This window comes from Agrobacterium sp. 16-2014-1-2a (assembly GCF_053522705.1).
The window spans coordinates 1,595,364-1,614,980 of record NZ_JBNWBX010000001.1; the positions used below are offsets into that span (position 1 = coordinate 1,595,364).

Below are 19,617 nucleotides of genomic sequence, written 5' to 3' on the forward strand. Positions count from 1 at the left end.
TGCAGACATATCAGGGCTTATCGACATGGATCGCAGATCATTTATTCGCAAGGCGGGCGCTGTTGGTGCCGGTGTTACCGCAACCGTGCTGGCCGCTCCGGCCATTGCGCAGGAAAACCCCAAAATCACCTGGCGCATGACGTCGTCATTCACCAAGGGCCTCGACATTCTATTCGGTGCCGGGCAGATCGTCGCCGATCATGTCAAGGAAGCATCCGGCGGCAACTTCGTCATCCAGCATTTCGCCGGTGGCGAAATCGTGCCGGCGCTGCAGGCAGCGGATGCGGTGACGGCCGGAACCGTCGAAATGGCGCATACCTGCTCATACTACTATGTCGGCAAGGACCCGACCTTCGCGCTCGGGACCTCGGTTCCCTTCGGTCTCAATGCACGCCAGACGAATGCATGGTTCAATCAGGCGGGCGGCAACGAGTTGCTCAATGAGTTTCTTGCCCAGCACAATATCTACTCGATCCTGCTCGGCAATACCGGCGCCCAGATGGGCGGCTGGTTCCGCAAGGAAATCAACACCATCGATGACCTGAAGGGCTTGAAAATGCGCATTGCCGGCCTGACCGGCCAGGTGATGCAGAAGGTTGGCGTGACACCGCAGCAGATCGCCGGCGGCGATGTTTACGCCGCTCTCGAAAAGGGCACCATCGATGCAACCGAATTTGTCGGTCCCTATGACGACCAGAAGCTCGGCTTCTACAAGGTTGCGAAATATTACTACTACCCCGCATGGTGGGAAGGTGGCCCAGCCGTTCATGCTTTCGTGAACCTGCAGAAGTTCAACGAGTTGCCGGAGAACTACAAGCGTATTCTGAAAGACGCCTGCGCCGCCGGCAGCGCCAGCATGCTGGAGCGTTATGACGCGCGCAATCCGAAGGCTCTGAAGGAACTCGTGGCGCAGGGCGCCATCTTGCGGCCGTTCAGCCAGGAAATCCTCGACGTCTGCCACAAGGCGGCTCAGGACACCTATGCGGAGATTTCGGCCAAGAACGAAAGCTTCAAGAAGATCTACGATAGCCAGCAGGCGTTCAAGAAGGACGCCTATCTCTGGGCACAGATCGCCGAATATACCTATGACACCTATATGATGATCCAGCAGCGCAACGGCACGCTCTGATCCTCATTTCAGTATCTTCAAACGGCCATCCGGCATCTGCCGGGTGGCCGTTTTTGTATTCGATACCAGCTTCCACACCTCGCGTTCACGCCAGTCCACCGGGCTCATGCCGGTGACGCGGCGAAATTCCCGGTTGAAGTTGGATTTGGTCTGAAAGCCGGAAGACAGCATGATCGCAGTGACCGACTGATCCGTCTCCTCCAGCAGCCGGCAGGCTTCGCGGATGCGCAGCTGGTTGACATATTGCGAGACGTTAACGCCGAGCGAGCGATTGATCGCGCCCGAGATTTGCCGGCTCGGCAGACCGAGACGTTTTGCGAGCCGTGACAGGTTTAGGTTCTCATCGCGGTAGAGCGTGTGGGTCTCCATCAAGCGATCAAGCCTTTCGACAACATCCCTGTCCTGTTGTGAAGGCGCCGGTGACGACAACTCCGCAGCAGGCTGGGCAGCCGTTTGCGGCGCTTTGCTTTTGCCGGCAAGTGCAGCCATGAGACCGATCAGCAGAAGCCCGAGAAGATTGGCATTGCTGACAAGTGCGGCAACATTTTCTCCATGCGCCCACTCGAAATCGAAAAACACCAGAAGATCGAAGAACGCGGAAACGCAGAGAGCGACCGCGGCGACAATAAGCGCCTTGTGTGCAGATGCGACGCTGGCAAATTGTGCCTCGTCCAGCCCATCCGGCCCTTTTCTTGCCAAGAGAAGCAAGGCAATGGCGTGCCCGACAAAAATCACGATCAGCGCAAAATCGATCGCAACGGGAAGGACGAACTCCAGAAAGACGACGAAGAAAGGTGAGAGCAGAAGACTGGCAAACATCGCCCTCTTGCTTTCAACTCCAACGCCCATCAGTCCGCGAAAGGCGATGTAGACGAGAGGCGGCAGGCAGGCAGCCAGAACAGGCAAAACATAACGCGCTTCGCTCACACCATATCCCCAGCGCAAGCCGACAAGAACGGACTGCACGGCGCAAAGCGCGATGAGCGCCAGAAACGCCCGGTTGGTTCGCATATCCTCTGCGCCTCGAAAGAAGACGATGAACATGACGACCAGCAGAAGTGCGACGACAAAAGGCAATGGAATGAAAAGCACGGATAACGATCCCGAAGCGATGAATTACCACCCATTCATGGACCAGATCGCGTTTCGGCACGACCTTTAACGCGATCAAGGACGCATTTATTCACCCTAGAAGAAAAACGGGAGCATCCACCTTGTCAAACGGAGAGGCTCTCATGACACTGAAAAACACCCTTGTCGCACTTCTGATGTGCGCGGCTTTTTCCCCGCAGGCATTTGCCGCAGAGGATGTCGGGCTTACCAGCATCCCAGTTTCTTCCAAGGCTCGCGACACAAACCTTGACGTTACGATCTGGTATCCGGCCAAAGGCGGAGACGGCACACCGGCGCTTTCCTCCGAGAACCGTATCTTTCAGGGATCAGCGGTTCGGAAGGACGCGACCATCAAAGACGGCCATTTCCCCCTCGTGTTGATTTCGCACGGGTCCGGCTCGCGCGCTGAAGGCATGGCCTGGATCGCCGCGAAACTCGCCAGCGAAGGTTTCATCGTCGCCGGAACCAATCATCCCGGCACGACCAGTGGTGACTCGACGCCTGCCGATACGCCGAAAATCTGGGAACGGACGAACGATCTATCCACAATCGTCACGGCCTTGACGACGGACGGCACGTGGTCGGGTGCAATCGATGCGCAACGCATCGGTGTTCTCGGCTTTTCGCTGGGCGGTAGCGCAGCGATGGAGATTGCAGGTGCACGCGCCGATCTTGACGCCTATGTGCGCTATTGTGAAGAGAATGCAGCAATGATGGATTGCCAGTGGTTTGCCGGCGGCCGGGCCTATGTCAATAACGAGCCGGTCAGCGTACCGAAGCTCGATCTCAGAACCATCGACAAGGCCCGTTTCGAGCAGCAGAACCGCGATCCACGCATCCGTTCCGCCGTGTTGGTCGATCCGGGTCTGGCACTGGCTTTCCAGCCGGACAGCCTGAGACAAATCGATATTCCGCTGACCTTCATCAATCTTGGCAGCGAAGGTAAAATACCGCCCGCTGTCCTTGCCGACGAGCTTGCAGCACAAGTGCCTGCCTCTACTTACCGACAGGTCGACGAGGCCAACCATTTTAGCTTCCTGCCCCTTTGCAAGCCGGATGCCGATGCGTTTCTCAAATCCGTTGGCGAGCGCGATCCGATCTGCGAACCGGCCGGGCCCCGCGACCGTAAGGATATTCATGCACAGCTGGAAACGATGATCGTCAACGCCTTCAACCGCACGCTGAAGCCGGGTCAATAACCAGAAGAACCTAGCCGATCCTTTTGTAAAACAGGGTCGTGCCGCAATAACGCCCGTCAGAAAAAAGCGCATAGTCGGGGATGACGCCGACGCGTTCCCAACCAAGACGGGGATAAATTGCCTCCGCATCGCTACCCGTGGCCGTATCCAGCACCAAAAGGGTACGGCCACGTTTTGTCGCTTCCTGCTCCACCTTTTCCATGAGCTTCCGTGCAAGTCCCAGCCCGCGTGCCGACCGATGCACAAGAAGCTTCATCAGATCACCGCGATGTGGCTGGTTGGGCTTGGAGGCCAGACCGACCTGCACCGTGCCCACCACTTTATCGTTTACTTCCGCCACCACATGAATGGTGCCGCCTGCTTCCACGGCATCGGCTACCTCCCGCCAGAACGGCTCGGCATCTTTTGGGGAGAAAGGCAGCATGAAACCGACAGACGCGCCGCCATTAACGCAGTCGGCGATAACGTCACAAAGTTCGGGCAAGGCATTGATCGTCTCTGCCCGGTTCAATACGCGGATGGTGGCCATTAATAACTCCTGTCGGGGAAAATCAGCGCTGTCTTTGATCCAGCACGACGGCATAACGGGCAGGTTTTTCTGAGGGATTGTGGAAGACATGTCCCTCACCCACCGGCATGAAAAGGCAATCGCCGGGTTCCAGCCGGTGCACGTCTCCACCACTCGTCATCTCCAGCACACCGTCAAAAAGCCAGACATATTGCGTCATTCCGCGGCTTGCCGCATGCGGCGGGAAACCGACAAGTGCGCCCGCCGGGAACTCGACCTCGACAATATCGACATCGGAACCGACGCGTGGCGGAGAGATGGCACGGCGCACATAACCGGTCTCCGGGTCTTTCCAGAGCTGCTGGTCACGCTTTTTCACCAGCGGTGAAACAGCCTCTTCGTCTTCGGCGAAAAAGCCGGAGAGCGACAGGCCTAGCGCTGCGCAGATGCGGGCAAGAAGCGAGGCCGTGGGGCTCGCCTCGCCACGTTCTATGCGGGAAATCATGGCGCGGCTGACGCCGGATTCGGCGGCGAGCCGGTCCAGGGTCAAACCATTTTCGGCGCGCAACGTCTTGATGCGGTCGCCGATAGAGCGTTCGAGAATATGATCTTCGTTTTCCATCATGCGAGAATACATTCTCACATGATGGAGTCAATATCTACCATAATGGAAATTGCGATCGCTTTTTTACCGCGGGTTCTGCGCGCGGCAAAGATGCATCAGGCACCGACCTGGGCGATCCAATCGTTCAGATTATAGTAGTTCGTTACTCGACTAACTTTTCCATCCTTCAGGTCAAAGAATGCACCAGCCGGCAGGACGTATGTCTGGCCATCGGCTTCCGGCAGACCTTCATCGGTTGCGAGATATTCGCCGTTCACGATGAATTCCGCAGAGGCGCGCTTACCGTCCTCGCTCGCCATGATGACCATGTCGGTGAGGTTTTCCTTATAGCAGCGGTTCATGTGCTGCATGAAGGACGCAAAAGCCGGCTTTCCGGTCTGACGCTCGCCCTGATTGATGTCATGTACCACCTCGTCGTGAAGAAGCGCCAGAAAGGCATCCATGTCCTGACGGTTGAAGGCATCGTAATAGGCGCGGATGGTCTCAGTGGCGGTCATTGTCTTCTCCGTTCAATGCTTGCGCGGGTTTTCCATGACGGTATAACCAGTGCAACCGAAAGTGAAAATGCCCATGACCGTCGAAATCAAGTCTCTTTCCGGCATCGAGGCCGCGCCCTATTTCGATGACCTTGCGCGCCTGCGGATCGAAGTGTTTCGCGCCTTTCCCTATCTCTATGACGGATCGCTGGATTACGAGCGCAAATATCTCGCCACCTATGCCGACACGAAAGGCGCGGTTTTCGTGCTGGCGCTGGATGGCGCACACGTGGTGGGCATGTCCACCGGCATGCCGATGGCGGCCGAGACCGACGAGGTGAAGGCGCCCTTCCTGAAGGCGGGTTACGATCCGGACCGAATATTTTACTTCGGCGAAAGCGTGCTTCTGCCCAGCTATCGCGGGCATGGCATCGGGGTGCGGTTCTTTGTGGAGCGGGAGGCGCATGCGAGCAAGCTCGGCTTCAACTGCTGCACCTTCTGCGCGGTCGAGCGCCCCGCCGACCACCCGCGCCGGCCGTTGGATTACGTGCCGCTGAATACCTTCTGGGAAAAACGCGGCTATCGCCATCACCCGGAATTGCACACCAGCTTCACCTGGCGGGATCTAGACGAGAGCACCGAAAGCCCAAAGCCCCTGTCGTTCTGGATGAAGACCATTGCTGCCGGAGAGGAAAACAGATGACGAAACTCGCCGCCAGCCAATATGCCATCGAACTCATCGAGACATGGGAAGGCTATGCCGCCCATCTTTCCGCGATCGTGCGCGAGGCGAAAGAAAAAGGCGCCGAGCTGCTGCTGTTGCCGGAATATTCGGCCATGACGCTGACCGGGCAGTTGCCGCCGGATGCGCGCTCGGACCTGCACCGCTCCATCGAAGAGATACAGCCGCTCATCCCCTCATGGGTCGAGCTTTGCGAAGAGCTGGCGCGGCAACATCAAATCCTGTTTCAGCCGGGCAGCGCGCCAGTGAAAGACAAGGACGGCAAGTTCCGCAACCGCGCATGGCTGTTCGGCCCCAACGGACTGATCGGGTATCAGGACAAGCAGATCATGACGCGCTTCGAGCGGGAGCAATGGAACATCCATGCCGGCATCGAGGGCCTGAAAGCCTTCGAGACGCCGATCGGCAGGCTCGGCATCCTCATCTGTTACGACAACGAGTTCCCGATGCTTGGCCGGAAGCTGGCCGAGCTTGGCGTCGAACTGGTTCTCGCTCCCAGCTGCACCGATACGCTGGCCGGCGCCTACCGGGTGCGCATCGGCGCGCAGGCGCGGGCGTTGGAAAACCAATATGCCGTTCTCTCCTCCCCCACGGCGGGTGAGGCTCCATGGTCTCCCGCCGTCGATGAAAATCGTGGCCGCGCAGCACTTTACGTGCCATCCGACTATGGCATGCCGGCATCGGGTATCGTCGCGGAAAGCGAAAGCGATGCGGTGACACACAGCACGTTGCTGATCGCCGATATCGACCTTGCTGCCGTGGCCAAGCTTAGAACCGAAGGACAAGTGGCCACCCGCCGCGACTGGCCGGAGCAGTTTGCGATCTGAAAAGCCCATTTTAAAGGGCTTTTAACCAAATTCCCGCTTTGCGGCATGAGAAGCCCCTGCTATAGCGCGGGGCATGAGCACAAATTCGACCCGCACGCCCCTGGACCATATCCGCAACTTCTCGATCGTTGCCCACATCGATCACGGCAAATCGACGCTGGCCGACCGGTTGATCCAGTCGACAGGCGGCCTTGCCGAGCGCGATATGTCGGAACAGGTTCTCGATTCGATGGATATCGAACGCGAGCGCGGCATCACCATCAAGGCCCAGACCGTGCGCCTGCACTACAAGGCGAATAACGGCGAAACCTATGTGCTGAACCTCATCGACACGCCCGGTCACGTCGACTTTGCCTATGAAGTGTCCCGCTCGCTTTCGGCCTGCGAAGGTTCGCTACTGGTGGTGGACGCATCTCAGGGTGTGGAAGCCCAGACGCTGGCCAACGTTTATCAGGCGATCGACAATAATCACGAGCTGGTGACGGTCTTGAACAAGATCGACCTGCCGGCCGCGGAGCCCGACCGCATCAAGGAACAGATTGAGGAAGTAATCGGCATCGATGCTTCCGAAGCTGTGTTGATTTCGGCCAAGACCGGGCTTGGCATCCCCGATGTTCTCGAAGCCATCGTCAACCGCCTGCCACCGCCGAAGAGCGAAGTCGGCGAGAACGGGCCGCTCAAGGCACTGCTCGTCGACAGCTGGTACGACACCTATTTGGGCGTCATGGTTCTGGTGCGCGTCATCGACGGCGTGCTGACCAAGGGCCAGCAGATCCGCATGATGGGTTCCGGCGCAAAATACGGCGTCGAGCGCGTTGGCGTACTTACCCCGAAGATGGTCAATGTCGACAGCCTCGGCCCCGGCGAGATCGGTTTCATCACCGCCTCGATCAAGGAAGTCGCCGATACGCGTGTTGGCGATACCATTACCGACGACAAGCGCCCGACGGCGCAGGCCCTGCCCGGCTTCAAGCCAGCGCAGCCCGTGGTTTTCTGCGGCCTCTTCCCTGTCGATGCAGCCGACTTCGAAGATCTGCGCGCGGCAGTGGGCAAGCTTCGCCTCAACGACGCCTCCTTCTCCTTCGAAATGGAATCGTCTGCCGCTCTCGGCTTCGGTTTCCGTTGCGGCTTCCTCGGTCTGCTGCATCTTGAAATCATTCAGGAACGTCTCGAGCGCGAGTTCAATCTCGATCTGGTCGCCACAGCACCTTCGGTCGTCTATGAAATGACGCTGACGGATGGCACCGAGAAAGAGCTGCACAACCCGGCTGATATGCCTGATGTCGTGAAGATCAAGGAAATCCGCGAACCGTGGATCAAGGCGACGATCCTGACGCCCGACGAATATCTCGGTGGTATTCTGAAACTCTGTCAGGACCGGCGCGGCCTGCAGACGGAGCTGACCTATGTCGGCAACCGCGCGATGATCACCTATGAATTGCCGCTCAACGAAGTGGTGTTCGATTTCTACGACCGGCTGAAATCCATCTCGAAGGGTTACGCCTCGTTCGACTACAACATCATCGACTATCGCGAAGGCGATCTCGTCAAGATGTCGATCCTCGTGAACGGCGACCCGGTGGACGCACTCTCCATGCTGGTCCACCGCTCGGCGGCTGACCGGCGCGGACGCGGCATGTGCGAAAAGCTGAAGGAACTCATTCCGCCGCACATGTTCCAGATCCCGATCCAGGCGGCCATTGGCGGCAAGGTCATCGCCCGCGAAACCGTGCGCGCGCTGCGCAAGGACGTGACGGCGAAGTGCTACGGTGGCGATGCGACGCGTAAACGCAAACTTCTGGACAAGCAGAAGGAAGGCAAAAAGCGCATGCGCCAGTTCGGCAAGGTGGAGATTCCGCAGGAAGCTTTCATCGCTGCGCTGAAGATGAACGACGAATAAGCGGCCGCTAAATCGTCGCTGATTTGACAAGGGAGGCTCACGGCCTCCCTTTTTACATTCACGCCAGCTGCTCAGGCATGCAGCTTCGCGCCCTTGGTAATCTTGTCGACGATTTTCTTGTCCGCCCTCAGCGCCATGCCGACAACCTTTGCATTGTCGGGAGAAAATTCCGAAAACACCTGGCGGTTGGCAACATCATGACCGGTTGCGAACATTTCCTCGATATAGAGCGATGTCGTGACCTCGCGTTCCAGGGATCGCTGATGGATTTTGCGCAGTGCCTCCTGATCCGTGGCCATGACGACTATCGGCTGGACGGACAGGGGATTGTAGACGTTACCCGCCCCGTCGCGGTATGGTTCCCCGATGATCTCTCTGGTCTGGGCGACGATGCCGGACATGAGAAATGCGGTGACATTCAGTTTTTGCCACACGGCAAGGTCATCACGAAGGATGACGGCGATCTTGGTATCAAACATGCGAACTCAATCTGGCTGTGGTTACGAAAGAGAAGCGACCCTAGTCCCTCAGGGTACGAGCGATCTTGAACGTTCGTGCAAATTCGAGGGGATCGTGCAGGCCCCTTCCAGCGAAGGGATCGAGCGCATCGAAGCGCGCTTTCACGGCAACGCCTATGCACCCCATCGCCATGACACCTATGCTCTGGGTGTGACGCTTTCCGGCGTCCAGACGTTTTCCTATCGTGGCACATCGCATTTCAGCACGCCCGGAAAGGTTATCGTGCTGCATCCGGACGAAGTTCACGATGGTGGTGCCGGCACCGACGAAGGCCTGCGCTACCGTATGCTCTACCTTCCGCCGGAAAAAACCATGGAGGTGGCGACCGGATTTCACGCGCTGCCATTTGCAAAAAATCCCGTCATCGAAGACGATGAGTTCCGGCAATGCCTGATAGAGGCTCTCGGCAATCTCGAAGGCGAGCCGGACAATCTGCTCCTGACCGACTGGCAATCGAGACTGTCGGATCTGCTCTGGAAGCATTCGAACGGAAGCGAGAGAACCCTCAGGCGGCTTGACCGGATCGCCGTTTTCCGTTGCCGGGATTACCTGCTGGAGAACAGCGCGCTTGCCGTCAGCTCAGAGAAGCTGGAGCAAATAAGCGGGTTAGATCGCTTCACGCTCTTTCGGCATTTCCGCTCCCTGTTTGGCACGAGCCCGCACCGTTATCTCATCATGCGGCGTCTGCAAAAATGCAAGGACATGATGCGGGCGGGTGCGGGTCTTGCGGAAACGGCGTTTGCCTGCGGCTTTGCGGATCAGGCGCATTTTACCCGCCACTTCAAGAATGCCTTCGGAATGCCTCCGGGGCGCTGGCTAAGCCTTGTTTCGCACTGATCATTCCGGAAACATGATCGACCTGTGAGCCGCAGTCCCTGCCATGGCGCCATCGCCCACAGAAAGAGCGACCGAGCCGGCGGGCCTTGCCACATCACCGCATGCGAAGATTCCGCGCACTGTCGTCTGTTTCATGGCATCCGTCACGATGCTTGAACCCATCGGCCCTTCTTCCACGATGCAACCGAGCTTTTCGATCCAATCCGAGGCAATCAGCAATTTCGGTTGCGTGAAAAGACCGGCCAAAGCAATGCTGCGCCCATCCGCAAGAACGACATCCGCATGCCCTGCGATCTCTCTGATACGCTCTTTTTCCACCCGAACGCCCCGGGCTGACAAAAGCGCATTCTGTTCAGCATCCGGCACGAATATACCGTTGGTAAAAAAGGTCGTTTCACCCCAGTCCGGAAGCATCAGTGCATGGTGGATGGCCAGCGGTGAGGCCGCGATGACGCCGATCCTGCGCTGATCCAGTTCGTATCCGTGGCAATAGGGGCAATGGAAGACGGCGCTGCCCCAGCGTTCCTTCAGCCCGGCTATATCAGGCAGTTCATCCGTAACGCCTGTGGCAAGGATTAGTCTAGCCGCCCTTTCGCGGCGATTGCCATCGATCTCGATGACGAAGTCATCGAATGATCCTTCGGCATTCGTTACCCTGCCCTTTGCCCAGTGTATCGTCGGGTAGCGCTCGATCTGGCGGCGTGCCTCGGCGATGATGTCGCCCGGCGCCTTGCCGTCCTGTCCGAGAAAACCGTGGGAATGGCTGGCGAAGCGATTTCTCCGCTCACCCGCGTCCACCACCAGGATGTTTTTTCTCGCGCGCCCGAGCTGCAGGGCGGCGGACAGGCCCGCATAGCTGCCGCCGATGATGATGACGTCGTATTTCATGATGCACCTATCGTTCACCGAGCCGGAAGCGCCCGTTCGTTTCACGATACTTATATTGTTACATGATTTTTAGAGTCAATAGTCACGCAACTTATATTGTTACGTCATATGCTAACTGGTAATGTCGCGAAAAACAGGCGGATTTCACCGATGAGACACGACACGCGCCTTTCACGGGTGCTGCATATTCTGATCCATATGGAGAAACACGAGGGTGCGGCGACCTCGGAAAGCATCGCGGCGATGTTGCAGACGAACCCGGTGGTGGTGCGCAGAACCATGGCGGGCTTGCGGGAGCACGGTTACGTGTCGTCGGAAAAAGGCCATGGCGGTGGCTGGGTTCTGGCGCGACCGCTCAGCGAAATCACGCTGCTTGATATTTACCGGGCGCTTGGCGCGCCGGAATTGTTCTCGATTGGGCTGGCAGGAGATAATCCTAACTGCGTCATAGAGCAGGCCGTCAATGCTGCCCTTTTCGACGCCATGAACGAGGCGGAGACCATTCTCCTGTCCCGCTTCGGAAACATTACGCTTTCGGCGCTGGCGGAGGAATCGATGAGCCGCTGGTCCAGATTGTCCAACCACCCCTCCGCGATGGATCAGCTCTAACGCCGCAGAGTTGGCGCAATAAAAAACCGCCTGCCGTAAGGCAGGCGGTTTTGTCAGATTATCTAACCCATTACGGCTGCGTCTGCGTGCCGCCGGTATTCGGGCTTGCCGGTGCGGCATTGTTGGCAGGCGGTGTTGCCGGGACGGTCGGAGTCACGGGCGCCGGTGCCTGTTGCGTCGCCGCAGGCGGCATGGTCGAGGATGTCGTGGCCGGATCGGTGTTCGGGCCGCTCATCTGCGACCAGGCGAAAACGCCCACCAATGCGACAACGAGAATCGCCAGCCATGGCATCCAGGACGGAGACTTGCGGGCAAGCGGTTCATTGCTGATATTCAGTTCCGGACGAAGATCACGGTCCGGGCGCGGATTGTTTGGATCGAATGTCATGGTATTTCCTCCTCTTCATTCTGAGAAGAAAACGGCGTTCACGGGATTTTGTTCCGATTCTCCTCGGCCAGCACAATATGGGCGACAATTACGCGCTCTGCCTGAGGGCATCTGCCAGCACCGCCATGACCTGAGGAGCGGCCATTTGCGACACATTGAAACGCATGAAAGCGGATGCGTTCTGCGCGGAGCTGAAAACATTGCCGGGTGCCAGCACCACCTGTTGCACCAGTGCCCGGCGTGCAACATCGGCGGCGTCGACCCCCTCCGGCAGGCGGCACCATAAGAACATGCCCGCCTGCGGTTCGATCCACGGCACACATCCAAGCGCTTTCAAACGCGCCGCCGCCTCAGGCACCGCCGCCGCGAGACGCTGTCGAAGAGCCTCGACATGCTTGCGATAACTACCGTCAGTCAAAAGCGACAGGATCAATGCAGCCGAAAAATTGGCTCCACCAAAAGCAGTGGCAATCTTGAGATCGGTCAGGGCTTCCACCCATGCTGGAGGCGCTGCGATGAAACCGCACCGAACGGAAGCAGACAGGGTTTTAGAAAAACTGCCGATCTGGACGACCCGGTTCAGACCATCGAAAGCAGCCAGCCGTGGTGCCGCCTGCGTTTCAAAATCGGCAAAAATATCATCCTCGATGATGGTGAGGCCCGCCTGTTCGGCCAGCATCAGCAGGCGATGGGCGGAAACGGCGGAAAGCCTTGCGCCTGTCGGATTATGGATCGCGGAATTAGTGATATAAAGGCGCGGCTGATGCTCTTTCAGTGCCTGCTCGAAAAGCGGCAGGTCCGGTCCAGCCGGCGTATAGGGCACACCAACGATTTTCACCCGATGCGCCCGCAAGAGAGCGCGGAAGTTAAAATAGCAGGGATCATCGACAATCACCGTATCCCCTGGCTGCAGTAGGAAACGACACAGGAGATCGATCGCCTGCGTGCCGGAATCGGTGAGCATGATCTGGCTGGCGCCCGCCTGTACGCCATGTTCGGCAAGTCTGCGGGACAAAAGCTGGCGTAGCGGCAACAGCCCCATTGGGCTCGCATAATCCGTCAGCAAGGAAGCATCCGCACGGGCAAGCGCCCTCACCGCCCGCCTTAGCGCTTGCTCCGGCATCCATGACGCTGGAAGCCAGCCGCAGCCGGGCTTGGCAAGCGCCGCCCCCTCGTCCAGCGCCTGGCGCGACACCCAGAGCGGATCCACCGCCCTGTCCAGCCGAGGCTCGATATCGGCCAGAGACAGGGGCGCGAGCGGACCCGCCACATAAAATCCCGAACCCGGTCGTGAGCTTATAGTGCCATCGGCAACCAGCCGGTCATAGGCCTCGACGACGGTTGAAGTGGAGACCTGCATGGCCTTCGCAAGCGCTCGAACGGATGGCAACCTGGCGCCGGGAACGAGGCTTCGCGAAGCGATGCGTTGCCGCATGCTGGCCATCACCTGTTCTATGCGCGTTCCCGTCGCGAGGTGTCCGTCCACATTTCTCTCCAACCGTACCACCCAAACAACCATAACAGTTTCTTGAAATTGTATATGACTGTCGCTGTTTTCACCAGCCGTTCCGGATCAAGTAAGGGAAATTGCAGGAGACGGTCATGGACAAGACGACAAGCGGTTGGCTAAGCGGCCTTATCGGCGTGGTGATATTCAGCGGCTCGCTGCCCGCCACGCGGGTTGCGGTAACGGGTTTCGATCCAGTGTTCCTGACCCTCGCCCGCGCCAGCATAGCCGGCCTTCTGGCGCTCGCTTTGCTTTTTGTGTTCCGGCAAAAACGCCCGGCGCGCGATGATATGGCATCCCTTTTCATCGTGTCCTTCGGCGTGGTGGTTGGCTTCCCGCTGTTGACTGCCCTCGCCTTGCGGCACATTACCTCGGCCCACTCCATCGTCTTTGTCGGGCTTTTGCCGCTCGCTACCGCGGTTTTTGCCGTGCTGCGTGGGGGAGAACGCCCGCGGCCCGCCTTCTGGTTCTTTTCCTGCCTGGGCAGCGTTCTCGTTGCCGGCTTTTCATTGTCGAATTCGCTGGCCTCCGGGCTCGGAGCATCACTTGCCGGCGATCTCTTGATGCTGGGCGCGATTATCGTCTGTGGGCTGGGATATGCCGAGGGTGCTGCCCTTTCCCGCAAACTGGGGGGCTGGCAGGTCATCTCATGGGCATTGGTCCTCTCCCTGCCTCTGATGCTGCCGCTTGCCTTCTTCACAGGGCCGCAAACCCTCGCAGGCATCGACCCGCAGGCCTGGGGCGGCCTTGCCTATGTCTCGCTGTTCAGCATGCTGATCGGCTTCATCTTCTGGTATCGCGGGCTGGCGCTTGGCGGAATTGCCGCGGTGGGCCAGCTGCAATTGCTGCAGCCGTTCTTTGGGCTGGTGCTTGCAGCAACCCTGCTTCACGAGGAGGTCAGCCCTGCGATGATCGCCATCACGCTCGTGGTGGTGCTCTGCGTTGCCGGCGCGCGAAAATTTTCGCGCTGACGCCCGCCCCGTCAACTCGAGCGGCGGTCTACCCAGCGATGCCAGGCATCCTCGCTGCCGTTGAAGACATTGAGATCGATGCGTCCATCGACACCATGCGACAGGCCGGAGCCGGAATATTGCCAGAACAACCACTTGCGGCCGGGATAGACCACGGACGGATGCTGGGCAACGGCGCGCAGCCAGAAGGGATAGTCCTGGAACTCGCCGGTCAGATTGTCCTTATAAAAATCGGGCGCCGTATAGATAATCGGACGCTGGCCGTAATGGCGCTCCAGCTTGTCCATGAACACGCGCATCTTTTCCAGAATACGCTCACGGGAATGGCGCATCTTGCAGCTCGATTCGCCGTTATATTCCACGTCGATCACCGGCGGCAGCGCATCCGGATCGCGCGGTACGTTGCGAATGAACCAATCCGCCTGCTCGCCGGCCGACCGGCACCAGTAGAAGAAGTGGTAGGCGCCACGACGGATGCCCGCTTCCTTTGCACGCTGCCAGTTGGTGCGGAACATCGGGTCAAGATGATCGCCGCCATCCGTCGCCTTGATGAAGGCGAAGTTGGCGCCGCGTGTGCGCAGCTGCGGCCAGTCTATATTGGCCTGCCAGCGCGAGACATCCACCCCGTGGACCTGAAAATGGCGCGGCTGGACCCTGCCGAAATTGATGGGTTTGGCATCGCTGAAGCTGGAGCGGAAAATGCGCGAACGGATCTGCGCACCGGCACTGGCCGCCGGGGCTGCAGCCATGGCCAATTGTACCGGACGCTCTGCCGGTCGTACCATTCCAGCCTGTGACGGTGACGGCAAACGGGTTTCAAGCGCGTTCTGCGGCACGGGCGCTCGTGGGGTAACGGCTGAAAAGGCCTTTGGCTCTTCGGGCACCGGCCCGCCCCATGCCAAAACTTCCTGTCGCGGCTGGGCCGTGATGGGTTGGCTGCCCACGCTTGCCTGCGGCACCGGCGCGGATGGCGTAACCGAACTCGTGGTTTCCTTCGACGGCAGGCCGGCCATCAGGCTTTCCGGCCCGGAACTGGACGTACAGCCACCAAGCAGAAGGCAACCGAAGAGAAGTGCTGGCACAGCCGATGAACGCATGAGAACCCGTACGCAAAACAATCCAGGGGCACTCTGACGCCGCCCGGGAACCTCGAAATACAATTGCTAACGGAAGATTATCAAAAAAGACTGAATCTTATCTTTACGCCGACACCTTCCAACGCGCCCGTCATTTCTGGCAGGAGAATGCCTCGAGGTTTCGCGAAACGGAGAGCTTCAGGCGGTCATCGTGCTCAGATCGACCGTATCGGCGCCGGGGGAATTTTTCTTGATCGATTCGATGGCGTGGATGGCCGATGCCTTGGCCTTGTATCCTTCGGACGAAAACATCGTTTCCCCGTTGGATGCTTTGAAGCGGAAGCGATATTCCCCGGCCCTGTCCTGATAGATTTCGAATTTATACATGATCTTGGTGCCTCCTTGGCAAACGTCGGTGAAACACACTCAATTCTGAGCGGCCTTGGCCATATTCGCAACCGATAATTGCCAGATCACACAAGCCGTACCCAGGCACGGGCAATTTCCAGACCGGTCGCATCGGCCACATCGGCACGCCCGCCACGGTGATCGTGGTAATTGTTCATCCAGCCGGGCGCCATTTTCTCGACGGAAGCCGGGAATGCCTCACACCATCCGTCTACCACGGCCGTGGATGCCTCAAAATGAAATTGCGTGCCATAGGCGGCCCGGCCAACGCGAAAAGCCTGATTTCGCGTTGCACCATTGGTCGCAAGTCTCGTCGCCGCGGGAGGAAGCGTGAATGTGTCGCAATGCCACTGAAAAATGGGAAATGTCTTGTCGAGTCCCGCCAATAGCGGATCGGACACGCCCTCTTCCGTGAGGGATACGTCTTCCCAGCCGAATTCGGGCGGGCCGGCCAGAATATTCTCTCCGCCATAGGCGCGCGCCAGCAACTGGCTGCCGAGACAGACGCCCATCACGGCCTTGTCCGCATCGCCAAACGCTTTCATCAAAAGTGCGAGGTCTGGAAGATAGGGATAAAGCACGTCGTCAAGAGCGTTCTGCTCCCCGCCCAAAACGACGAGCGCATCGTGTGCAGCTGCATCGAGAGGAAGAGGCTCACCCGCATAGGCGCGGATGACATGCACGTCAGCCCCTGCCTCTTGCAGAGCGACGCCGATCTGTCCATGCGGCGTGCCCGCCATGTTTTCGATAATTGCAACGCGCATGGGGCCTCTTGCCGACAACGGGGAATACGATCGGCCGGTATCGCCGATCGAATTCAGCTTCACCACGAGAAAAACGGATTTTCAAGAGGCGCAATATCGTCAGCAAGGCAATAAGCGGACAAGCCGGCCTGTGGCACCTTAAAATTCCCGCGACAGCTTCGCGTCGACGGAATGCCGGTTGCCGCCGCGGACAGCGAAGAACAGGAAAATGGCTGCCCAGAGAACTGATTTTTCCGCGCCACCCAGACCTTCCGCTTTTACGATACCGTGAAAATAGACCGTTACTAAAAGCACGATCATTGCGGCAAAGGATGCCGGCCGCGTGAACAGCCCAATGGCCACGAGAATTCCACCGAAAAATTCGGTGGCGGCCAGGAGAGGTGACCAGAATACACCCGGATAAAAGCCGAGGCTCTCCACCATGCCGACAGCCCCGAACGGATTGGCGATCTTGCCGAAGCCGTGGGTGACAAGAAGAAGCCCGGCCACGACGCGCAGAACGGTCTCCACCAGATCATGTGTCGAATTATAAAGAGGTGCGACCGCCGGAACGAAAAGACGCTGACGATTATTGTCGAACTGGGCCATGGGATCTCCGCGTTTTAGCCTTCGATGGCTTATCTGTTCGCAAAGCAGCATGATAAGAACAAGCATGCCGCAGGTAAAAACATGAGTATTATAGTTGACATTATCGTGAGCATTATTGTCACCGGGCGCTGAAGGAGACGTGATCATGGCCGAGACCAAGCCCCGCATAACCATCCGCTACTGCACACAATGCAACTGGCTGCTTCGTGCGGGATGGATGGCGCAGGAGATTTTGCAAACCTTCGCTTCTGATATCGGCGAAGTCAGCCTCATTCCCTCAACGGGTGGCCTGTTCGAGATCACCGTTGATGGTGAAACCATATGGGAGCGCAAGCGCGATGGCGGTTTCCCCGGTCCAAAAGAACTCAAACAGAGAATCCGCGATGTCATCGACCCGGAACGTGACCTCGGTCATGTCGACAGGACGAAGCATGAAGGGCTCGACAATTGACGCGGCAACATGTTTCAACAGCGTCTAACCAAGTTTTTTCCCTTTAAAATCAATGATCGTCATAAAAGTTCAAAAAGTCTGTTGACACCGGGCGGCTGCCCTCGTACATCGCTCTCCGTCGCCCAGATGGCGGAATTGGTAGACGCGCCAGCTTCAGGTGCTGGTACTCGCAAGGGTGTGGAGGTTCGAGTCCTCTTCTGGGCACCATTCCATTTTTGATCTTAGCCAGATCAAACACTTAGACGAAAAAACAGCAACATTCAGTCCTCCTGCAAAAGGCAGGGGAACATGTTGCGGTTTTTCGTTTTGCTGGCGATCAACCCCGATTTTTCCCATAAAAATACTGCCCAGGACGAGCACTAAGCCTTTGTCACTTTGACAAAATGCCAGCCATTCCCGCGCGCGGAATTCCGATATATTCAGACCTGGTATTGGGTTGCAGTTCGCTTAAGGCTGGGCGTCTTTGTCGCCACTGTTTTGCGAATGCTGTTCGCAATTCGGCGTACAGGAAAGCACGGTCCGTTCCGTCTGTCGAAAAACGCGAACCGTATTGCCCTCATCGATGGAGACGAGAATGCGCTCATCGACGATTGGATTGCCCTCGGCATCGAGAAGAACAAGATTCGTCGTGCCGAAACTGCGCCCGGTCAGCACGATCGTGGTGGCATCGGCCACCGTCGCATCGGCGACTTTCGAGTTGCCGACAATAACCTTGCTCACGGGGCGGTCGAGGCGAAGGACACGGGCGTGGTTCATCGAAACGCGCAATATGTCTTCCTGAGCAAAAACAGGCTGTAACGAACCCGATAGGATGACGGACAAGCCGACCACGATTTTCGCCAGTTTTCCGGATGACACGCGTTTCGCCCCTGCTCACTACCCGCACTTACTGTGCAGCAGAATGCGGGTTTTTAGTGAATGAAGCGTTAAATGATAGAGGCCCCTAATGTGAACGGTAACCATGCCTGACATGGCAATATTTTCGAGGCTCTCGCTGTCCCGCACCAAAACTGAACATCTATGTCTCACCGGGAGGACACTTTGCCGGAAATAAGAAACTGACAGTCTCTGGAATATATTTGTTTATCAGGAACTATAAAAATAGAGACAATACTTTTTTGTTTTGTTTACCAAGAGAAACTCATCCTGTCGTTTACTTTGGATTAATCCTCTTCTTTAAGCGCTTGGAAATCGCTCACCTGTAATTTGAACGCAACCGAACAACGGAAAACAGTTGTCGGCGTGCTGAACACAACACAAGAGTTAGGAGAGACCCATGACTAAGATTTTCGCTCGCTTCCTGAAGGATGAGTCCGGCGCCACTGCAATTGAATACGGCCTGATTGCTGCGCTTATTTCTGTTGCCATCATCGGCGGCGCATCGTCGCTGGGCTCCAAAATCGGACTCCAGTTCACGAACCTCGCGACTTACCTCAACTTGACCGCGAAGACATCGTGATTATACGCACCAAAGCATATGCCACCCCGTAAACGGGGTGGCATTTTTATAACAATCTTCCGTCAACTTCGAAGAGATAAAAATGGCAGTTGCGGCAATTTTTCTTATACTGCCTCTCTGCTTGGTGTTCGCTGCCATCAATGACGTAGCGAGCATGACCATACCCAACAGAATACCGCTTATATTGCTGCTTTCCTTCATTGTGGTTGCGCCCTTTACGGGTATGGAGTGGCAAACCTTCGCAATGAGCATTTCAGCCGCCGCAGCCGTTTTTTTTGCCTGTTTTGCGCTCTTCGCTGCCAATGTCATGGGCGGTGGGGATGCCAAACTTCTCACAGCTGCCGCTGTCTGGTACGGTTTCAATGCCTCCCTAATAGAGTTTCTACTTGCGGTCACCTTCATCGGCGGCGTGTTGACGCTTGGAATCCTGCTTTTGCGATCGCGCTCGCGGGAAATCATGGCGGCCGGCATTCCCATTCCGGATTCCTTGCTGGTTGCGAAGAAAATCCCCTATGGCATAGGCATCGCTATTGCCGGGCTTTTGACCTATGGCGAAACACCGCTTGTAAAAGCCGCCATCGCAAGTCTTTCCTGAGAAATCTGCGTTCACTGCAGGTTAAAGGCCTGTTAACC

The 19,617-nt window shown here is 57.6% G+C and carries 24 protein-coding genes and 1 tRNA gene; 12 read left to right on the top strand and 13 right to left on the bottom strand.

The genetic code is table 11. The features are described 5' to 3' along the window. Nucleotides 1–25 precede the first annotated feature (25 nt). Nucleotides 26–1,129: a TRAP transporter substrate-binding protein gene (locus ACQZ45_RS07970; RefSeq protein ID WP_013635316.1), complete on the top strand. Its 1,104-nt coding sequence runs from the start codon at nucleotides 26–28 to the stop codon at nucleotides 1,127–1,129. Between the two features lie 3 nt (nucleotides 1,130–1,132). On the opposite strand, the gene ACQZ45_RS07975 is transcribed toward ACQZ45_RS07970, so the two are convergent. Continuing rightward, nucleotides 1,133–2,221, bottom strand: coding sequence for a helix-turn-helix transcriptional regulator (locus ACQZ45_RS07975; protein ID WP_065688410.1), 1,089 nt, complete (start codon nucleotides 2,219–2,221; stop codon nucleotides 1,133–1,135). A gap of 143 nt (nucleotides 2,222–2,364) precedes the next feature. Between ACQZ45_RS07975 and ACQZ45_RS07980 the strand changes: the two genes are divergently transcribed. After that, nucleotides 2,365–3,441: an alpha/beta hydrolase family protein gene (locus tag ACQZ45_RS07980; protein WP_065688411.1), complete on the top strand. Its 1,077-nt coding sequence runs from the start codon at nucleotides 2,365–2,367 to the stop codon at nucleotides 3,439–3,441. A gap of 10 nt (nucleotides 3,442–3,451) precedes the next feature. Here ACQZ45_RS07980 and ACQZ45_RS07985 read toward each other — a convergent pair whose 3' ends face one another. From ACQZ45_RS07985 to ACQZ45_RS07995, 3 genes are all read right to left on the bottom strand, one after another. Continuing rightward, nucleotides 3,452–3,970: an N-acetyltransferase family protein gene (locus ACQZ45_RS07985; RefSeq protein WP_448742233.1), complete on the bottom strand. Its 519-nt coding sequence runs from the start codon at nucleotides 3,968–3,970 to the stop codon at nucleotides 3,452–3,454. Between the two features lie 22 nt (nucleotides 3,971–3,992). Continuing rightward, nucleotides 3,993–4,574 carry a helix-turn-helix domain-containing protein gene (locus ACQZ45_RS07990; protein WP_065659788.1) on the bottom strand — a complete coding sequence of 194 codons (582 nt, stop codon included), beginning with the start codon at nucleotides 4,572–4,574 and terminating at the stop codon, nucleotides 3,993–3,995. Between the two features lie 95 nt (nucleotides 4,575–4,669). Beyond that, nucleotides 4,670–5,071, bottom strand: coding sequence for a ketosteroid isomerase-related protein (locus tag ACQZ45_RS07995; protein ID WP_003514602.1), 402 nt, complete (start codon nucleotides 5,069–5,071; stop codon nucleotides 4,670–4,672). Nucleotides 5,072–5,144: 73 nt separating this feature from the next. On the opposite strand from ACQZ45_RS07995, the gene ACQZ45_RS08000 reads away from it, so the two are divergent. The 3 genes from ACQZ45_RS08000 to lepA all read left to right on the top strand — a co-directional run bounded on the left by ACQZ45_RS08000 (nucleotide 5,145) and on the right by lepA (nucleotide 8,519). Further along, nucleotides 5,145–5,753 (top strand): hypothetical protein, encoded by a 609-nt coding sequence (locus tag ACQZ45_RS08000; protein WP_003514600.1) that lies wholly within the window; start codon nucleotides 5,145–5,147, stop codon nucleotides 5,751–5,753. Continuing rightward, nucleotides 5,750–6,619 carry a carbon-nitrogen hydrolase family protein gene (locus tag ACQZ45_RS08005; protein ID WP_003514598.1) on the top strand — a complete coding sequence of 290 codons (870 nt, stop codon included), beginning with the start codon at nucleotides 5,750–5,752 and terminating at the stop codon, nucleotides 6,617–6,619. The genes ACQZ45_RS08000 and ACQZ45_RS08005 overlap by 4 nt, the downstream gene beginning before the upstream one ends. 61 nt (nucleotides 6,620–6,680) lie before the next feature. Further along, nucleotides 6,681–8,519 (top strand): translation elongation factor 4, encoded by a 1,839-nt coding sequence (gene lepA, locus ACQZ45_RS08010; RefSeq protein ID WP_025592156.1) that lies wholly within the window; start codon nucleotides 6,681–6,683, stop codon nucleotides 8,517–8,519. Between the two features lie 71 nt (nucleotides 8,520–8,590). Here the strand turns inward: lepA and ACQZ45_RS08015 are convergent, their stop codons facing one another. Then, nucleotides 8,591–8,998, bottom strand: a complete 408-nt coding sequence (locus tag ACQZ45_RS08015; RefSeq protein ID WP_003514594.1) for a DUF2000 family protein — start codon at nucleotides 8,996–8,998, stop codon at nucleotides 8,591–8,593. A 94-nt stretch (nucleotides 8,999–9,092) separates the two neighbouring features. On the opposite strand from ACQZ45_RS08015, the gene ACQZ45_RS08020 reads away from it, so the two are divergent. Beyond that, entirely contained in the window at nucleotides 9,093–9,875 is a 783-nt protein-coding gene (locus tag ACQZ45_RS08020) for an AraC family transcriptional regulator (RefSeq protein WP_003514593.1), read from the top strand. On the opposite strand, the gene ACQZ45_RS08025 is transcribed toward ACQZ45_RS08020, so the two are convergent. Next, nucleotides 9,876–10,763 (bottom strand): NAD(P)/FAD-dependent oxidoreductase, encoded by an 888-nt coding sequence (locus ACQZ45_RS08025; protein ID WP_003514592.1) that lies wholly within the window; start codon nucleotides 10,761–10,763, stop codon nucleotides 9,876–9,878. It lies immediately after the preceding gene. 150 nt (nucleotides 10,764–10,913) lie between these two features. Here ACQZ45_RS08025 and ACQZ45_RS08030 point away from each other — a divergent pair, with 150 nt between their 5' ends. Next, the gene (locus ACQZ45_RS08030; RefSeq protein WP_003514591.1) at nucleotides 10,914–11,372 is read left to right on the top strand and encodes an Rrf2 family transcriptional regulator; all 459 of its coding nucleotides are present in this window, start codon (nucleotides 10,914–10,916) and stop codon (nucleotides 11,370–11,372) included. Between the two features lie 70 nt (nucleotides 11,373–11,442). On the opposite strand, the gene ACQZ45_RS08035 is transcribed toward ACQZ45_RS08030, so the two are convergent. After that, nucleotides 11,443–11,760, bottom strand: coding sequence for a hypothetical protein (locus ACQZ45_RS08035; protein WP_003514590.1), 318 nt, complete (start codon nucleotides 11,758–11,760; stop codon nucleotides 11,443–11,445). An 88-nt stretch (nucleotides 11,761–11,848) separates the two neighbouring features. After that, nucleotides 11,849–13,246, bottom strand: coding sequence for an aminotransferase-like domain-containing protein (locus ACQZ45_RS08040; RefSeq protein WP_003514588.1), 1,398 nt, complete (start codon nucleotides 13,244–13,246; stop codon nucleotides 11,849–11,851). 116 nt (nucleotides 13,247–13,362) lie between these two features. Between ACQZ45_RS08040 and ACQZ45_RS08045 the strand changes: the two genes are divergently transcribed. Next, nucleotides 13,363–14,238: a DMT family transporter gene (locus ACQZ45_RS08045; RefSeq protein ID WP_003514586.1), complete on the top strand. Its 876-nt coding sequence runs from the start codon at nucleotides 13,363–13,365 to the stop codon at nucleotides 14,236–14,238. 11 nt (nucleotides 14,239–14,249) lie between these two features. On the opposite strand, the gene ACQZ45_RS08050 is transcribed toward ACQZ45_RS08045, so the two are convergent. The 4 genes from ACQZ45_RS08050 to ACQZ45_RS08065 all read right to left on the bottom strand — a co-directional run bounded on the left by ACQZ45_RS08050 (nucleotide 14,250) and on the right by ACQZ45_RS08065 (nucleotide 17,074). Continuing rightward, complete coding sequence (locus ACQZ45_RS08050) at nucleotides 14,250–15,335, bottom strand: glycoside hydrolase family 25 protein (RefSeq protein WP_035251997.1); 1,086 nt, start codon at nucleotides 15,333–15,335, stop codon at nucleotides 14,250–14,252. Between the two features lie 177 nt (nucleotides 15,336–15,512). Then, nucleotides 15,513–15,701, bottom strand: coding sequence for a YegP family protein (locus tag ACQZ45_RS08055; RefSeq protein ID WP_003514584.1), 189 nt, complete (start codon nucleotides 15,699–15,701; stop codon nucleotides 15,513–15,515). 86 nt (nucleotides 15,702–15,787) lie between these two features. Further along, on the bottom strand, nucleotides 15,788–16,486 hold the full coding sequence (locus ACQZ45_RS08060; RefSeq protein ID WP_003514574.1) for a type 1 glutamine amidotransferase: 699 nt from the start codon (nucleotides 16,484–16,486) through the stop codon (nucleotides 15,788–15,790). 138 nt (nucleotides 16,487–16,624) lie between these two features. Further along, a complete protein-coding gene (locus tag ACQZ45_RS08065) occupies nucleotides 16,625–17,074 on the bottom strand; it encodes a DoxX family protein (RefSeq protein ID WP_003514571.1) in 450 nt (149 codons plus the stop codon). Nucleotides 17,075–17,219: 145 nt separating this feature from the next. Between ACQZ45_RS08065 and ACQZ45_RS08070 the strand changes: the two genes are divergently transcribed. Beyond that, a complete protein-coding gene (locus ACQZ45_RS08070; protein WP_003514570.1) occupies nucleotides 17,220–17,525 on the top strand; it encodes an Rdx family protein in 306 nt (101 codons plus the stop codon). A 120-nt stretch (nucleotides 17,526–17,645) separates the two neighbouring features. After that, nucleotides 17,646–17,732 (top strand) — tRNA-Leu (locus tag ACQZ45_RS08075). Nucleotides 17,733–17,972: 240 nt separating this feature from the next. Here ACQZ45_RS08075 and ACQZ45_RS08080 read toward each other — a convergent pair. Beyond that, entirely contained in the window at nucleotides 17,973–18,356 is a 384-nt protein-coding gene (locus ACQZ45_RS08080; protein WP_046205577.1) for a pilus assembly protein N-terminal domain-containing protein, read from the bottom strand. A gap of 445 nt (nucleotides 18,357–18,801) precedes the next feature. On the opposite strand from ACQZ45_RS08080, the gene ACQZ45_RS08085 reads away from it, so the two are divergent. After that, nucleotides 18,802–18,984, top strand: coding sequence for a Flp family type IVb pilin (locus ACQZ45_RS08085; RefSeq protein WP_003514568.1), 183 nt, complete (start codon nucleotides 18,802–18,804; stop codon nucleotides 18,982–18,984). 82 nt (nucleotides 18,985–19,066) lie between these two features. Next, nucleotides 19,067–19,579 (top strand): A24 family peptidase, encoded by a 513-nt coding sequence (locus ACQZ45_RS08090; RefSeq protein WP_003514567.1) that lies wholly within the window; start codon nucleotides 19,067–19,069, stop codon nucleotides 19,577–19,579. The last annotated feature ends 38 nt before the right edge of the window (nucleotides 19,580–19,617 follow it).

Bases quoted from the DNA above. Each gene is read 5' to 3' on its own strand.
- ACQZ45_RS07970 (WP_013635316.1), top strand. From the start codon at position 26: ATGGATCGCAGATCATTTATTCGCAAGGCGGGCGCTGTTGGTGCCGGT.
- ACQZ45_RS07980 (WP_065688411.1), top strand. From the start codon at position 2,365: ATGACACTGAAAAACACCCTTGTCGCACTTCTGATGTGCGCGGCTTTT.
- ACQZ45_RS07985 (WP_448742233.1), bottom strand. From the start codon at position 3,970: ATGGCCACCATCCGCGTATTGAACCGGGCAGAGACGATCAATGCCTTG.
- ACQZ45_RS07990 (WP_065659788.1), bottom strand. From the start codon at position 4,574: ATGATGGAAAACGAAGATCATATTCTCGAACGCTCTATCGGCGACCGC.
- ACQZ45_RS07995 (WP_003514602.1), bottom strand. From the start codon at position 5,071: ATGACCGCCACTGAGACCATCCGCGCCTATTACGATGCCTTCAACCGT.
- ACQZ45_RS08000 (WP_003514600.1), top strand. From the start codon at position 5,145: ATGACCGTCGAAATCAAGTCTCTTTCCGGCATCGAGGCCGCGCCCTAT.
- ACQZ45_RS08005 (WP_003514598.1), top strand. From the start codon at position 5,750: ATGACGAAACTCGCCGCCAGCCAATATGCCATCGAACTCATCGAGACA.
- ACQZ45_RS08015 (WP_003514594.1), bottom strand. From the start codon at position 8,998: ATGTTTGATACCAAGATCGCCGTCATCCTTCGTGATGACCTTGCCGTG.
- ACQZ45_RS08025 (WP_003514592.1), bottom strand. From the start codon at position 10,763: ATGAAATACGACGTCATCATCATCGGCGGCAGCTATGCGGGCCTGTCC.
- ACQZ45_RS08030 (WP_003514591.1), top strand. From the start codon at position 10,914: ATGAGACACGACACGCGCCTTTCACGGGTGCTGCATATTCTGATCCAT.
- ACQZ45_RS08035 (WP_003514590.1), bottom strand. From the start codon at position 11,760: ATGACATTCGATCCAAACAATCCGCGCCCGGACCGTGATCTTCGTCCG.
- ACQZ45_RS08045 (WP_003514586.1), top strand. From the start codon at position 13,363: ATGGACAAGACGACAAGCGGTTGGCTAAGCGGCCTTATCGGCGTGGTG.
- ACQZ45_RS08050 (WP_035251997.1), bottom strand. From the start codon at position 15,335: ATGCGTTCATCGGCTGTGCCAGCACTTCTCTTCGGTTGCCTTCTGCTT.
- ACQZ45_RS08055 (WP_003514584.1), bottom strand. From the start codon at position 15,701: ATGTATAAATTCGAAATCTATCAGGACAGGGCCGGGGAATATCGCTTC.
- ACQZ45_RS08060 (WP_003514574.1), bottom strand. From the start codon at position 16,486: ATGCGCGTTGCAATTATCGAAAACATGGCGGGCACGCCGCATGGACAG.
- ACQZ45_RS08065 (WP_003514571.1), bottom strand. From the start codon at position 17,074: ATGGCCCAGTTCGACAATAATCGTCAGCGTCTTTTCGTTCCGGCGGTC.
- ACQZ45_RS08070 (WP_003514570.1), top strand. From the start codon at position 17,220: ATGGCCGAGACCAAGCCCCGCATAACCATCCGCTACTGCACACAATGC.
- ACQZ45_RS08085 (WP_003514568.1), top strand. From the start codon at position 18,802: ATGACTAAGATTTTCGCTCGCTTCCTGAAGGATGAGTCCGGCGCCACT.
- ACQZ45_RS08090 (WP_003514567.1), top strand. From the start codon at position 19,067: ATGGCAGTTGCGGCAATTTTTCTTATACTGCCTCTCTGCTTGGTGTTC.